Raw genomic sequence first — 16,159 nt, forward strand, 5'->3', positions numbered from 1 at the left:
TTTATTACATTTTTGTCCTAAAATCACCTTTCATGAGTAAAACTATAATTATTTCCAATAGACTGCCAGTTCAACTACAAATAAGTGACGGTGGATTAAATGCAATTCCAAGTGTAGGAGGGCTGGCAACGGGAATGAAATCGGTTCACAGCGGTGGAGAAAGCCTTTGGATAGGGTGGTCAGGGCTTACAGAAGAAGATACTCCGCCTGCCCTTGAGAAAGAAATCGATAAGGCCTTGGAACAACATGGGTGTGCCAAAGTAAACCTCACTACCAAAGAAATGGAAGGTTTTTATTTTGGATTTAGCAACAGAACTGTTTGGCCCCTTTTTCATTATTTTTTGGAATATACTGAGTTTGAATTGGAGTTCTGGAACATTTATAAAACTGTAAACCAGAAATTTGCCGATGCAATTATAGCGAACTCAGATGAAGGCGATACCATATGGGTCCACGATTATCAACTCATGTTGGTACCCCAAATGGTTCGGGAAAAACGACCCAATACATCCATAGGTTTCTTTTTACATATTCCATTTCCCTCCTATGAAATTTTCCGAACATTACCTTGGCGTGAAGAAGTTTTGGAAGGCCTTTTGGGTTCCGATTTAATTGGTTTTCATACCTATGATTACGAACGGCACTTTTTAAGTTCCGTAAGAAGGCTTTTAGGGCTTGACGTAAGTTTTAATGACATTTACGTGGATCACAGGGTCATCAAAGTAGATTCATTTCCCATGGGTATCGATTACAAGAAATTCAAAGATGCCGCAGTTGCCAACAAAAAAAATACCAATGAAAAGCGCAGTGATCTTCAAATGAAATTGGATGATCACAAAGCCGCTTCTCCAGATACCAAACTCATTTTATCCATTGACCGATTGGATTACAGTAAAGGTATTGCCAAACGAATCAACGCATTCGAATACTTCTTAAACAAGTATCCAGAATACAAAGAAAAAGTTCGTCTGATCATATTGGCTGTCCCATCACGATCTAATGTACCCCAATATCAATTGCTTAAAAAGGAAATTGACGAATTGGTGGGTAGAATCAATGGGGAATTATCAACAGTTAACTGGACTCCCATTTGGTATTTTTATCGTTCGCTACCTTTTGAAAATTTAATAGATCTATATACTTCGAGCGACATTGCTTGGTTGACACCGCTACGTGATGGTATGAATCTCGTCGCCAAAGAATATATAGCTACCAGAATCGATAAAACCGGAGTGCTTATTTTAAGTGAAATGGCCGGATCAGCCTATGAAATGAATGAAGCCCTATTAATCAACCCAAACAATTTTGAGCAGCAGGCAGATACCCTTAAAAAGGCTATAACTATGCCGAAGGAAGAGCAAGTTGCTCGCAATATGTTCCTTCAAAACCGTTTAGAACGCTATAATGTTGAAGTATGGGCCAATGAATTTATGGGTGCCCTTAATCGAAAAAGTGAAGGAGAGTTTACACATAAATCCAAAAAGATGTCTGATGCCATCCTTGAAAAGGTTGGTGAAAAATACGAAAATGCCAAAAAGCGATTGTTATTTTTGGATTATGATGGAACGCTTACTGGGTTTCATAAAGACCCTCAGAAAGCATCACCAGATGATGAGCTGTACAAGCTTTTGGACAAGCTTCAAAATCAAAAGAATACCACCCTTTATCTTATTAGTGGAAGGGACAAACAAACCTTTACCCGTTGGTTTTTGCACAAAAAATACAATATGATCGTGGAGCATGGGGTTTGGATTTCAAAGGAAGGCGAAGAGTTCAAACTTTTAGAAAAAGTAAAAGGAGAGTGGATGGAAAAGATCAAACCCGTGCTGGAATCTTTCGTTGATCGCACACCAGGCTCTTTCATTGAAGAAAAAAATTATTCGTTGGCCTGGCATTATAGAAGCACCGATCCAGATTTTGGCACAAAGCGGGCCACCGAACTCAATACGGTACTGACCAGCCTTATAGGCAATGACGACATTAGCGTACTCAACGGGAACAAAGTTGTAGAAATAAAAAGTAGCAATGTGAACAAAGGAAGGGCTTCCGTTCGTATATTAGGTGAGGATGATTACGATTTCGTTCTTGCCATAGGTGATGATTGGACAGATGAATTTATGTTTCAGGAACTGCCTGATTCAGCGGTAACGGTCAAAGTTGGGATAAAGAAAACCCAGGCTAAGTACCATGTTGAAAGCACCAAACGCGTAAGAACACTTTTAAAAAGATTAGCAACATAATGAACCCCAAGTTATTGATTGCATTCCTGCTCACTGCTTCAGTGTATGGGCAGGTGAATACAGATGTGTATTTGTTTGATTTGTCAGCAGAGCACGGAAATCCGGTATTGACCAATCCCAAGAATATCTCGAACAATGAAGGATATGACAATCAACCTTCATTTTTGAACAACAATACGGTTCTCTTTTCTTCAACAAGAGAAGACCAAACCGATATCCGAAGATTCAATATTGAAGCCGGCAGCACAACTTCATGGATTTCCAACACACCTACTGGCAGTGAATATTCCCCTTTAAAAATTCCGGGAAAAAATGCGGTTTCTGCCATTCGGCTTGACTTGGACGGACTTCAATTGCTCTACGAATATGATATGGATACTGGGGAATCGGTACCCATACTAGATAAGAAAGTAGGATATCACATTTGGTACAGCGACCATATCTTGATTGCCACCGTCTTGATTGAGAATAGAATGGACCTTATTGTTAGCAATCTTCAAGAAGGAACCAACCGGACTGTACAAAAAAATGTAGGTCGTTCACTTTCCAAAATCCCCAATTCTGATTTAATAAGTTTTGTTGGAAAATCCAAAACGCCTTGGGAAATTAAATCGTTTGACCCAAACACCGGAGCTATTGAAAAAATCGCGGATGTTCCAGAGGAAAGTCAAGATTTCTGTTGGTTGAATGCAACCACTATCCTAACCGGGGTGGGGAAATCATTGGTGAAGTTTAACACAGAAAACGTAGATGGATGGCATACTGTAATGGAATTTCAACAAGAGGAAATCAACAACATTAGCCGTATTGCGATCAATAAGAACCGCACCAGATTGGCATTTGTGGCAGAAGAATCCATATCTAAACTCATCAACAGACAGGTAAACACTTTTAACAATAGAGATTTATTGGGCTTTGTTTCGTGTTATTCAGAAAACGTACTTGTGGAACGTTTTCCAAATGAAACCATGTATCGCGGAAGGGAAAAGATGACCGAAAATTATGATCGTTTTTATAAAAACACCAAAGAAGCCAAGGTAGAAGTAGTAAATCGCATTCAAATTGGAAATACGGTAATTGATGAAGAAATCACACTGGTCGATGGACGCAAAGGACATCAAGTGGCCATTTACGAGGTCAAAAATGGGCTCATTGACTCCATGCGATTCATTTTTCCAGATAGAGAAACAAATGATTCCGAAGCCGTAGTACAGTCGCAGTTGGAAGCCTACAACGCAAGGGATATTGATGCATTCATGGCCACATATTCGGATAATATTGAACTTTTCAACTTCCCATATAAGCTTTTTCAAAAAGGAGCTTCCAAAATGAAAGTCTCGTATGAGGCATTCTTTGAATCGACCCCTGATTTACATTGTGAAATCAAAAATCGCATTGTTATCGGTAATAAAGTAATCGATGAAGAATTTGTCACTGTCAACGGTTCCAATTTCAGGGCCGTGGCAATTTATGAGGTAAAAAATGGAGAGATTTCCAAGGTAATCTTTATTAAAAATTAAATGATATTTCCGCACAAAATAAGTAGAATAGAAGCCTTTAGTGATGCAGTGTTCGCTTTTGCCGCCACACTGCTTGTAGTTTCGGTTGGTTCAGAAAGTAATGATTCAGCCTTGCAGATAGATTGGGTTCGTTTTTTGAGTTTCGCTATTAGCTTTTTTGTCCTTGTTGGAATATGGTCGGTCCATTACAATTTTTTCAGACGGACCGATTATATCGATAGCTGGATAATAGCCATAAATTCCATTTTATTGTTTTTGGTACTGTATTATATCTTTCCCATTAAATCGCTGTTAGAAGCGTGGGCAGGTAGTATAAGCCTGAACATGGAAGAATTTTCCTCTTTGTTTCAATTATATAGCTTAGGATTTTTGCTCATTTTTTTTTGTTTCGCGATAATGTATTTGAGAGCCTATCAAAAAACAAAAAGGAAAAACCGGGATGTCAACCTTCTCTTTTACTCGCGACATTTTAGTATTTACGCAGTTGTAGCAATTATTTCCATTGTGCTGGCCAAACTCCAAATTGGGCTAACATTTGGACTTCCAGGAATAATCTATGGGCTTCTCGGCCCTTTTTGCTACTTTCACGGGGTTCAATTTAGAAAGATTTACAAATGAAACATATATTATTGGCCTGTTTGTTTCTGACCGTAACTATTGGTTTGGGTCAAGAAGAAACCGAATTTGATAAGCCCTATATTTCATTGGGAGTTATTGTTTCGGATTTGGATGCCTCCCTTGATTTCTATACCCAAGTAATTGGAATGAAACAAACTGGAGAATTTAGCGTAACGGGGCCTCTTGGTGAAAGCACCGGTTTAACCGGCGGAGTTCCGTTTGATGTAAAGGTGTTGAAGCTATACGATGACCCCAATGCCACGGAATACAAGTTGATGTCGTTTAGCAATAAGAAGAACAGCCCTGAAAAGTACATTCAAGAACGCAACGGGATGCGATACACCACTATTTTTCTAAAATCTGTAGATAGTGTTCTCCAAAGAATTAGAGAACACAACGTTAAATTATTAGGAGACACGCCTATCGAACTTCCCGATGGCAGGACTTTTATTCTTGTCCAGGACCCAGATGGAGTCTTTATTGAGCTTATTGGAAATTAAATACAGAACAAATGAAGCATTTTTACTCCTTGCTGGTGCTGCTATTTAGTATTGCACCCGTTTTTTCACAATCCGATTCCCGATTGTACGACATCATCACTAGTATTTCTGCAGAGCGAATAAAAACCGATGTCACCACTTTGGCCAATTTTGGAACTCGGCACACATTGAGTGATACCGTTTCGCAAACCCGCGGAATTGGAGCAGCCAGAAGATGGATAAAATCCGAATTTGAGAAGACCTCCTCAACCTGTAATGGCTGTCTTGAAGTTTTTTATCAGAAAAACTTGGTGAAAAAAGGGGAGGGCTCTCGAATTATAAAAGACGTTTGGGTGGTAAACGTAGTGGCCATTCAAAGAGGGACAAAATTTCCGAATCGATATATCATAATGAGTGGTGACATCGATTCCCGTGTTAGTGACCCTAACAATTTTACATCTGATTCTCCAGGGGCCAATGATAATGCCAGTGGTATGGCAGGTACCCTTGAAGCGGCAAGGGTGTTATCCAATTACCAATTTGAAAACAGCATTATTTATGTTGGGCTTTCAGGGGAAGAACAAGGCCTTTTTGGTGGAAAAGGTTTAGCGGCCCATGCCAAGCAAAATAATTGGGAAATCATTGGCATCCTAAACAATGACATGATTGGAAATATCACGGGAGTTGATGGAGTTATCAGTAATCGTGATTTCCGTATTTTCTCCGAACCCGTGCCCCCTACGGAAACAGAAGACGAGCGAAGAGCAAGACGTTTTTATGGAGGTGAAGTGGATGGCATTTCCCGTCAATTGGCCAGATACGTCCACAAAAACACCAAAATATATATGCCCGAAATGAATCCTATGATGGTCTATCGTTTGGATCGTTTTGGACGAGGTGGACATCACAGACCCTTCAACGATGCCGGTTATGCCGGGATTAGAATAATGGAAGCCCATGAAAATTACACCCAACAACACCAAGACATTCGTGAAGAAAATGGTATTGCCTACGGCGATGTATTGGAGCACGTGAATTTTGATTACGCAAAAAAACTAACGGCGGTAAATGCAATAAATTTGGCATCGATAGCTTGGGCTCCCCCTGCTCCATCTACAGTTGAAATCGGTGGAATTGTTGAACCTTCGGCCAAACTAAAGTGGAACAAAATAGAAGGGGCCGTCGGGTATAAAATTTATTGGCGAGACACCACATCTCCTACTTGGGACAACTCAAAATATGTAGGTGACGTGTCTGAATTTACACTAAATGGCATTGTTATTGACAATTTCTTTTTCGGAGTCTCCGCCGTTGGAAAAGATGGGCATGAAAGTCCAGTGGCCTTTCCCAATAAAATTTTCAGATAATAAATGTAACCCCAGATACTGTCACACTGAGCCTGTCGAAGTGTAACAGAAGGAACAGTAAACGTTTTGATAGCAACATGAAACATTATTTCACCCTTTTTCTTTTTTTATGCGCAGTACATGTATCCCTTGCGCAAAATTTCACCAGACAAGATACCCTAAGGGGCAGCATTACGCCTGAGCGTGCCTGGTGGGATTTGAATTATTACGATTTGAATATCAAAGTTGACCCAGAAACCGAGACCATCGGTGGGTACAACGTAATTCGATACAAAGTTTTGGAAGAAGCCGATGTATTGCAAATAGACTTACAAAAGCCTTTGGAAATTGCCTCTGTTTCCCAGGATGGGGAAGAACTTGATTTTACTTCAGAAGGAGCTGCCCATTTTGTAAAATTGAAAAAGAAGCAAGTGCCGGGCGCTTTTAATCATGTCGTCGTAAAGTATTCCGGAGAACCCAAAAAAGCCGTTAGAGCACCTTGGGATGGTGGTTTTTCATGGGATAGGGACAAAAAGGGAAATCCCTTTGCAGCAACATCTTGCCAAGGTTTGGGTGCAAGTGTTTGGTGGCCCAATAAAGACCATATGTATGACGAAGTGGACAGCATGCGTATAAGTGTAGCTGTTCCAAAGTCATTGATGAATGTATCCAATGGAAGACTGCGCAGGGTGGATGAAAGTAAAGAGGACAAGATATACACATGGTTTGTTTCCAACCCCATCAACAATTATTGCGTCAATGTAAATATTGGAGATTATGTGCATTTTGGTGAAAAATTTGCAGGTGAAAAAGGTGAGTTGGATGTAGATTATTATGTTTTGCGTCACAATTTGAAGGAAGCCAAAGAACAATTCAAGCAAACCTCCATGATGCTCGAAGCCTTTGAGCACTGGTTTGGCCCCTACCCCTTTTATGAAGATAGCTTTAAACTGGTGGAAGTTCCCTATTTGGGCATGGAGCACCAAAGTTCAGTTACCTACGGTAACAACTACCAAAATGGTTATTTGGGCCGCGATCTTTCCAAATCGGGCTGGGGACTAAAGTTTGATTTTATCATCATACATGAAGGCGGGCACGAATGGTTTGCGAACAACATCACCTATAAAGATATAGCTGACATGTGGATTCATGAGAGTTTTACCGCCTATTCCGAAAATCTTTATCTGGACTATCATTTTGGAAAAAAAGCTTCCGCGGAATATGTCATTGGCACAAGATTGAACATCCAAAATGATAGGCCCATCATAGGCCAGTATCACGTAAATTCATCAGGTTCTGGAGATATGTATTACAAAGGGGCCAATATGTTGCACACACTTAGGCAGCTCATTGAGGATGACGAATTATGGCGACAGATTCTTCGGGGAATGAACAAAGAATTTTATCATCAGACCGTTACCACCGAGCAAATTGAAAATTACATTAGTCAAAAAACAGGAAAGGATCTATCCGCATTCTTCAACCAGTACCTAAGAACCACCATGATTCCAACGTTGGAATACACCCTCTCAGGGAATACCTTAACATATAGATATGTGAACATTGTTGAGGACTTTGACATGCCCATACGCATTTTTGTTGAAGAAAAAGAACATTGGATATTCCCCAACGCCGAATGGAAAAGTGAGACCTTAAAAGGGGAAGATTTAACCTTTGATAACAACTTTTACATAGAGACTGAAAGAAAATAACAATTGGACAAGTACCCTGAGCATTATTTTAAAAATGATACTGAATGGAGGGACTGGCTTCACAAACACCATGCTTCCTCTGAAGGTATCTACCTGATATTATACAAAGTAGAACATACAATGCCTAGCATGCGCTGGGAAGAAGCAGTTCGAGTGGCTCTGTGTTACGGATGGATAGATAGTACCGTTAAAAGTTTGGGCGACGGGAAACGCAGGCAGTACTTCTGCCCAAGAAAAACCAAAAGTGTTTGGAGTAAAGTCAACAAAGATCATATTAAAGATTTGGTCAAAATTGGATTGATGCACAAAAGTGGTCTTGCCACGATTGAAGCGGCCAAAAAAAATGGTTCATGGGCTGCTTTGGATGATGTGGAAAATGGTGTAGTACCACAAGATTTACAAAAAGCTTTTGATGCCAACAAAATTGCATTCCAGAATTTTCAGAATTTCACGCGAAGCCAACGAAAAAGCTACCTCTATTGGTTGCATCAAGCAAAAAGGGAAGAAACCCGACAGAAAAGGATAAAAGAAATCATCCAGTTTGGTGAGGCCAATATCAAATCCAGAAACCCCAGAAACAGCTAGCCTACCTAAAAAGCTCTATTAAGAATTCCACTGCCTTTTTTGGTATCTTTAGTCAACCTTGTCCTTTTTGGACTTGAAGCTGTTGGAAAACATATAAAACACCAAAAAATATATGTGGTGCTCAAGGGTTGAAAAACATTTGCAAAAACACAGCTCGACCAACTTTTGAGACATCCGAAATACATTAACTATGAAAGCCACGTTTAAAAAAATCACCCTTCTTCTACTTGTTTGCACATTGGGATGCTCATGTCAACCAAAACAACAAATAAAAGAGATAAGTCCCTCCCTGATTCTAATTTCCAAAGCCAATATTATTGATGTTCGAACGGGGCAGGTCAAGACGGGTCAAAACATTTACATCGACTCTGGAAAAATAAAAGAAATCAGTGCGTTGGAAATTGATGATCTTTCTAAATACAAAACGGTCATCAACGCAGAAGGCCAATTTATTATTCCTGGGATGACAGAGATGCATGCACACATTCCACAGCCTTCCACTTCAAAAGAACGTCTCGAAGATGTATTGTTTTTGTATTTATCGCAGGGTATCACTACAATCCGGGGAATGTTGGGGCATCCCGACCATTTGGCACTTAGGCAAAAAGTAAAAGATCGGGTGATTTTAGGTCCAAGAATATTTACGTCGAGTCCCTCACTTAATGGAAATTCAGTAAAAACGGAAGCAGAGGCTGTTGAAAAAGTAACAGCTTATCAAAAGGCGGGTTATGATTTTCTGAAAATTCATCCAGGCATTCAACGAAACGTCTTTGACCAGCTGGTAAAAACAGCCAATGAAGTTGGGATCACGTTTGCTGGACACGTTCCCGTAGATGTTGGTATCCAACATGCGCTCAAGAGCAAATTTGCGACCATTGATCATGTGGATGGTTTTTTGGAAGGATTGGTTCCTGAATCTGAAAATGTGGATCCTACCTCTAACGGATTTTTTGGTTATAACTTCACAGCGTTGGCAGATACCACGAACATTGACGAATTAGTAGAATTATCAAAAGAAAATAAAGTATGGATAGTCCCAACCCAAAGCCTATTCGAAAGATGGTTCGCACCGGCTAATGTTGATAGTTTGTTAGCAGAACCTGAAATGAAATACATGCCGAAATCCACATTGGAAAATTGGAAACGAGTAAAAATACAGACCATGGAAAACTCAGGTTTTGATGCTTTGCAATGGGCACAATTTGATGCCATCAGAAAAAGTCTCATCAAAAAACTTCAAGACAATGGCCATGGGATTCTTTTAGGTTCGGACGCACCACAGTTGTTCAATGTCCCAGGGTTTTCCGTACAACATGAAATGCAGGGAATGGCAAGAGCAGGAATGCAACCCTTGGAAATCTTGCAATCCGCCACTATCAATCCCGCCATCTTTTTTGATATGGAGCATACCTTCGGAGAAATAAAAGAAGGTACTGAAGCAGATTTGGTCCTTCTTGCCGAGAACCCAATGGATGATCTTAAAAACTTCACGAAGGTTTCTGGGGTTATGGCACGTGGCACATGGATTTCAAGTGCTAATCTTGAAAAAAGGCTGAAAGAAATTGCTGAAAGAGCAGCTAACAATTAAATCCCATTAAGATTATTTTCCTAGACTTCAAATCATCTCCTGCCAAAGAGTAACAACTATGGATTGCCAAGGCTACTTTTGGTACCCTTTCAGGGAGTTATGGTTTCGACAAATTCATTCCATTTTTCAATATCGCCATCTATCCGAAAACTTTGATTCTTTTTGAAAATTGTTGAGAGCCCGCCGGCTACCGAGCCGAACATTGCTCCCAGAATTGACATAGCTGCCGTATTGCCTTCTGTTGAACTCAATCCATACAGCCCACCATCCTCACCAGCAGCCACACCTAAAACCAATCCGACAGACGCTCCCGCCAAAGCGCCCATACCAACATTGGTTCCGCCTGACCTTCCAGTTTTTATTTTACCAATGTTGTTTACAGGAAGTTTTATGGACAATTTTCTTGTTTGCAATTGAAGTTCGTTTGCGGACAATAATTGAATTTTCCCTTTGGCTATTTTGTTCCCCTGAAGGTCAAACACCCGAACAAACATTCCAACATTCCCTGAATTTTCTTGTGAAAAGGAATTCATCGATAAAATCAATGCGATGGCTAAAAATGAAACTCTCATAAGGCTGGTTTGTAATGACTATTAAGGAGGGAACACATTAAAGATGAGAACTTATTATCAAAAATCCAACTAAACCTTTAAAAAACAATAACTTACAGATAAGATATTAAAAACATGAGACGCTTAAAGTTAGCACAGACCATCCAACCCCTTAACACCTTTTTAAGAATTCCACATACTGTTTTTGGTATCTTTAGCCGAATAATTCAACTAAAATGAAACACTACTTTACGCTATTGATGCTTTTGGCATCCCTCCCACTTTTTTCACAAGAATTTACAATGGATTTGGTTCAGGATATGAAACCACGGAACATAGGTCCTGCCGGAATGAGTGGTCGTGTCACCTCTATCGATGTGGTCCACTCCAATCCGGATGTCATGTATGTGGGGACCGCCTCCGGGGGTCTTTGGAAGTCTACTTCAGGAGGAATAAAATGGGTTCCTATTTTCGATAATGAGGTTACCGCTTCTATTGGAGCTGTAGCAATTCAACAATCCAATCCATCCGTAATTTGGGTAGGTACCGGTGAAGGAAATCCAAGAAACAGCCTTAATGGTGGTTATGGCATCTACAAATCCCTTGACGGAGGGAAATCTTGGAAACCCATGGGCCTTGAAAACACAAGACATATCCATCGAGTTATCATTGACCCAACAAATCCGGATGTTGTTTACGTTGGTGCCATCGGGTCTCCCTGGGGAATCCACCCTGAGCGTGGAGTATACAAAACTACAGATGGGGGTAAAACATGGAACAAAATCCTTTTTGTAAACAACAAAACGGGAGTTGCCGACCTGGTAATGGATCCTACGAACCCGAACAAATTGATAGCGGCCATGTGGGAACATAAACGTGATCCTTGGTTTTTTAAGTCAGGTGGGGCCGGAAGTGGGCTTTACATTTCCCACGACGGTGGAACCAACTGGAAAAAACTGACCGATGAAGATGGTCTCCCAAAAGGAGAACTCGGACGTATCGGGATTACTATTGCAAAGAACAAACCCAATATTGTTTATGCTTTGGTGGAAGCTAAGAAAAATGCGCTCTATAAGTCGGAGGACGGAGGTTTTAAATGGGAAAAAATCAATGATAAAAACGATATTGGCAATAGACCATTTTATTATTCTGAAATCTATGCCGATCCAGAAAATGAAAACAGGGTCTACTCTATTTTTACCTATGTAAACGTTTCAGAGGATGGTGGAAAGAACTTCACACAATTAATGCCAGCCTATCAGGTAAACAATGGGGTGCATCCGGATCATCATGCCTGGTGGATCCATCCAGAGAATGGTCAGTTTATGATCGACGGTAATGACGGTGGCCTAAACATCACCAAAGATGGGGGCAAAACATGGCGTTTTATTGGAAATCTCCCTGTAGCACAATTTTATCACATCAATATAGACAATGAATATCCCTATAACGTATATGGAGGAATGCAAGACAATGGCTCTTGGAGAGGCCCAGCATATGTGTGGCGTGCCCAAGGTATACGAAACAGCTATTGGCAGGAAATCGCATTTGGTGATGGTTTTGATGTAGTGCCAGACTTAGATGACAATCAGTTTGGATATGCTATGAGCCAACAAGGTTTTGTATCACGATACGATTGGAAAACTGGAAACAATTATACTGTAAGACCAACACCTCCAGATGCAACAACCAAACTTCGTTTCAATTGGAATGCCGGCATTGGTCAAGATCCTTTTGACAACAGTACGGTTTATTTCGGTAGTCAGTTTGTACATAAATCCACCAATAAAGGGTTGACCTGGGAGGTTATTTCGCCAGATCTAACCACCAACAACAAGGAACAACAAAAACAACATGAAAGTGGTGGACTTACCATGGACGCCACCGGCGCAGAAAATTATTGTACCATTTTGGTCATTGAACCATCGCCAGTGGAAAAAGATATGCTCTGGGTCGGTACGGATGACGGACGTGTTCATTATTCACAAAATGGAGGTAATAACTGGGTCGAAGTAACCAAAAACTTAAAAGGCTTGCCTCAAGGTAGCTGGATTCCCCAGATTAAAGCATCCAAAAACAACAAAGGTGAGGCATTGCTTGTGGCCAATGATTACAGAAGGTTTAACTATGAACCTTACGTATACCGAACCAGGGACTATGGTAAAACTTGGACAAGGATCGTGGATGCCAGTGATGTGGAAAGCTATGCTTTATCCATTGTTGAGGACCCAGAAAATCCAAATTTGATGTTCCTGGGAACAGACGACGGGCTTTATGTCTCTTTCAATGGAGGAGATACATGGCAAAAGTGGACCGAAGGTTTTCCAACTGTTTCCACTAAGGACTTGGCCATTCAACCACGCGAGAATGACTTAATCATTGGGACTTTTGGAAGAGCTGCTTGGGTTTTGGATGACATTCGTCCCTTAAGGGCATTGGCAACCAATTCAACAATTTTACAGAAAAATATTAGTCTTTTTGACAGTCCTGATGCATATTTAGCTGCATATCAACAGGCCACAGGAAGTCGATTTGGAGGTGATGCGCTCTACAACGGTGAAAACAGAAAGTCAGGGGCTATGATTACCTATTATTTAAAAGAAGGAAAAAGTGAGCCCAAAACTGAGGAAGGCAAGGAAGAAAAAGAAGAGGAAATCATTGACGACAAAGTCAAAAAAACAAAAGATTCCATCTACTTCGAGTTCTATGATGGAGACAAATTGATTCGAACCCTTAAATATAAAACTCCAAAAAAACCAGGCTTCCACAGAGTCTATTGGAATCTTGACGAGAAAGGCCCGGATAGACCATCACGAAAAATAAGCAAGAGCAAATCAGAATCCGGTGGTATTTGGGTCAAACCTGGGACTTATAAGGTCAAAGTGAATTATGGAGAAGCAGTAGATTCCACTAAGGTAACGGTCAAGACAGATCCAAGACTTCAAACTTCAACTGCATCCATAAACGAAGTATATGCTACTGGAAAGGAGTTGGAAAACTACATTCAAACTGCGGCCGACGCGGTAAAACAATTAGTAGAGAGCAAAAATTTGGCTAACAAGTTCCAAAAGGAACTCAAAGGGCTTGACAAGGAAAAATATAAAAAGGAAATCGATACCACTAAGGAGATAATAAAACAAATCGATTCGGTTATAGCACTCTATTTAGGTAAAGAAGATAAACGCCAAGGGATTACCCGTAATCCTGAAATCTCTGTCATGCAACGATTGAACACCGCAAACTTTTATGTGGCAACTCGCAAAGGTGGCGTAACCGCTACTGAAAAAAGGTTGATTCAATTTGCCAGGGAAGAGCTTAAATCGGCTTTGGACAAGACCAATTCTTTTTTCAATACCAATTGGAAACCGTATAGAGAATCCATCGAAGCTTTGGACACATCACCATTTAAACAAATATCAACTTTTACTTTAGATTAATGAAAAAAACAATGTTGCTAGGGGTTTTGTTGACCTCAATAATTACTGTTAACGCCCAACAAGCTGGTGAAGACGAATTAGGTGCCTGGTATATGTATTTTGGAACAAATAAGATTTCAGAACGTTTTAGTATCCATACCGAAGCACAATTCCGATTTTATGAAACCACGTCCAATTTCAATCAGTTATTACTTAGAACGGGACTAAACTATCATATCAATCCAACCGCCATAGCAACCGGGGGTTATGGGTATATCTCCACCGATACCAATTTTTTAGAATTTCCTGGAGAAACCAATACCAAAGAACATCGTATTTTTCAGCAGTTTATTCTAAAGAATAAAGTTTGGGAATTCCTTTTCGAACACCGCTATCGATTAGAGCAGCGTTTTTTGGATTTTGGGGACCGCACTGATACACAGCATAGGGCGCGCTATCGAATCCAAATGACCTTGCCGCTTACCGATACATTTTTCTTGAATTTTTATGACGAATTGTTCATAAACCTTCAGGACAATTTGTTTGGCCAAAACCGCTTGTATGGTGCATTGGGTGTTCATATTACCGATAACAGCAGTGTTCAATTTGGATACTTGAGGAATCAGTTCAGTTCAGCCGTTTTTGACCGATTACAGATAGGTTTCTTCTTTAATCCCGACCTAAGGGGTGTATTTAAGAAGAAGGTCAAGGACAACTAATGGCTTGTTGACTTGATTATCTTTAAAACACATCAGAGGTATGAGTCTACAAAAAGTAACATTCAAGAATGAACAAGGTCAAACTCTAGTCGGGAGATTAGAACTACCTGTGGATAGTCATCCCCATAACTTTGCGGTATTTGCCCATTGCTTCACTTGCAATAAAAATCTATTGGCCGTAAAAAACATTAGTAAAGGGTTGACATCCAACGGTTTTGGGGTATTGCGTTTTGATTTTACAGGACTGGGTGAAAGTGAGGGTGATTTTGCAGATACCAATTTTTCGGGCAACGTAGACGATTTGGTCGCTGCTGCACAGTTTCTTAAAGAAAATTATTCGGCTCCAACACTCATAGTGGGGCATTCTTTGGGAGGGGCCGCTTCCATTTTTGCTGCCGGCGAAATTGCGTCGATAAAAGCAGTCGCCACAATTGGTGCACCTTCCAATCCAGTGCATGTTAAACATCTTCTCAAAAGCGGTATCGAGGAAATTCAATCGGAAGGAAAGGCGGTAATCAATCTAAGTGGAAGGGATTTCACCATTAAAAAACAATTTTTGGATGATTTGGAGACCAAATCGTTGCCGGAAACAGCTAAATCCTTGAGAAAGCCGTTGCTTGTCATGCATTCACCACAAGATGATACTGTTGGAATAAAGAATGCGGAGGAAATCTATATCTCGGCCCATCATCCTAAAAGTTTTGTTTCGCTGGACGGAGCGGACCACTTGCTATCCAAAAAGGAAGATTCTATATATGTCGGTGAGGTTATAGCTGGATGGGCTAAAAGATACCTCAATGACGGTGTAAAAAAAGACACTCGTTTAAAAACTAAACATCAGGTAGTGGCAAGTTTAGATGAAGCCGATGGGTTTACCACTCAAATGAAGGTAGGAAATCATTATATGATCGCTGACGAACCCGAAAGTTATGGTGGAAATGATTTTGGTCCATCACCCTACGAGCTTGTTTCAGCTGGCTTGTCTGCCTGTACAGTGATGACCATTCAAATGTACTCTAGGCGAAAGGGATGGACAGTGGACAACGTTGAAGTTCATACCTCCTATAGTAAATCACATGCCGAAGACTGCGAAAATTGCGAAAGGGACAGTGCCAAAATTGACACCTTTCACCGAGAAATAAGGTTGACAGGGGATTTAGATGACAAACAAAAAGCCCGAATAATGCAAATAGCAGATAAATGTCCGGTGCACAAAACACTGCATAGTGAAACACAGATTATTACAAAACTGTTGCAGTAAAAAGACGGGATGCGGTTATTGTCGCATATATAGAATATCGAAGTAACGTAACTCCAATTCTATCGCAGATTGATGGATTTTCTTTAACGATCGTACGTAGTCGTTGTAACCAATATGCCCATTG

The 16,159-nt window shown here is 40.4% G+C and carries 12 protein-coding genes; 11 read left to right on the forward strand and 1 reads right to left on the reverse strand.

Going from position 1 to position 16,159, the window contains the following annotated elements:
- Positions 1-32: 32 nt before the first annotated feature.
- From ACULLG_RS13700 to ACULLG_RS13735, 8 genes are all read left to right on the forward strand, one after another.
- On the forward strand, positions 33-2,240 hold the full coding sequence (locus tag ACULLG_RS13700; RefSeq protein WP_452127361.1) for a bifunctional alpha,alpha-trehalose-phosphate synthase (UDP-forming)/trehalose-phosphatase: 2,208 nt from the start codon (positions 33-35) through the stop codon (positions 2,238-2,240).
- Positions 2,240-3,760, forward strand: coding sequence for a nuclear transport factor 2 family protein (locus tag ACULLG_RS13705; RefSeq protein WP_452127362.1), 1,521 nt, complete (start codon positions 2,240-2,242; stop codon positions 3,758-3,760). Before ACULLG_RS13700 ends, ACULLG_RS13705 begins: the two co-directional genes overlap by 1 nt.
- Positions 3,761-4,378: a TMEM175 family protein gene (locus ACULLG_RS13710; RefSeq protein ID WP_452127363.1), complete on the forward strand. Its 618-nt coding sequence runs from the start codon at positions 3,761-3,763 to the stop codon at positions 4,376-4,378.
- Complete coding sequence (locus ACULLG_RS13715; protein ID WP_452127364.1) at positions 4,375-4,878, forward strand: VOC family protein; 504 nt, start codon at positions 4,375-4,377, stop codon at positions 4,876-4,878. The genes ACULLG_RS13710 and ACULLG_RS13715 overlap by 4 nt, the downstream gene beginning before the upstream one ends.
- An 11-nt stretch (positions 4,879-4,889) precedes the next feature.
- Positions 4,890-6,224, forward strand: a complete 1,335-nt coding sequence (locus ACULLG_RS13720) for a M28 family peptidase (protein WP_452127365.1) — start codon at positions 4,890-4,892, stop codon at positions 6,222-6,224.
- Between the two features lie 77 nt (positions 6,225-6,301).
- Complete coding sequence (locus tag ACULLG_RS13725; RefSeq protein WP_452127366.1) at positions 6,302-7,915, forward strand: M1 family metallopeptidase; 1,614 nt, start codon at positions 6,302-6,304, stop codon at positions 7,913-7,915.
- A gap of 3 nt (positions 7,916-7,918) precedes the next feature.
- Complete coding sequence (locus ACULLG_RS13730) at positions 7,919-8,500, forward strand: YdeI/OmpD-associated family protein (RefSeq protein ID WP_452127367.1); 582 nt, start codon at positions 7,919-7,921, stop codon at positions 8,498-8,500.
- A gap of 190 nt (positions 8,501-8,690) precedes the next feature.
- Positions 8,691-10,088, forward strand: a complete 1,398-nt coding sequence (locus ACULLG_RS13735) for an amidohydrolase family protein (RefSeq protein WP_452127368.1) — start codon at positions 8,691-8,693, stop codon at positions 10,086-10,088.
- 89 nt (positions 10,089-10,177) lie between these two features.
- On the opposite strand, the gene ACULLG_RS13740 is transcribed toward ACULLG_RS13735, so the two are convergent.
- Entirely contained in the window at positions 10,178-10,660 is a 483-nt protein-coding gene (locus ACULLG_RS13740) for a hypothetical protein (RefSeq protein WP_452127369.1), read from the reverse strand.
- A gap of 215 nt (positions 10,661-10,875) precedes the next feature.
- Between ACULLG_RS13740 and ACULLG_RS13745 the strand changes: the two genes are divergently transcribed.
- The 3 genes from ACULLG_RS13745 to ACULLG_RS13755 are packed head-to-tail and all read left to right on the forward strand — an operon-like array spanning position 10,876 to position 16,035.
- Positions 10,876-14,076: a VPS10 domain-containing protein gene (locus ACULLG_RS13745; protein ID WP_452127370.1), complete on the forward strand. Its 3,201-nt coding sequence runs from the start codon at positions 10,876-10,878 to the stop codon at positions 14,074-14,076.
- A complete protein-coding gene (locus ACULLG_RS13750) occupies positions 14,076-14,774 on the forward strand; it encodes a DUF2490 domain-containing protein (protein WP_452127371.1) in 699 nt (232 codons plus the stop codon). Before ACULLG_RS13745 ends, ACULLG_RS13750 begins: the two co-directional genes overlap by 1 nt.
- A gap of 40 nt (positions 14,775-14,814) precedes the next feature.
- Complete coding sequence (locus ACULLG_RS13755) at positions 14,815-16,035, forward strand: bifunctional alpha/beta hydrolase/OsmC family protein (RefSeq protein WP_452127372.1); 1,221 nt, start codon at positions 14,815-14,817, stop codon at positions 16,033-16,035.
- The last annotated feature ends 124 nt before the right edge of the window (positions 16,036-16,159 follow it).

It is taken from the genome of Flagellimonas sp. 2504JD1-5 (genome assembly GCF_053618295.1).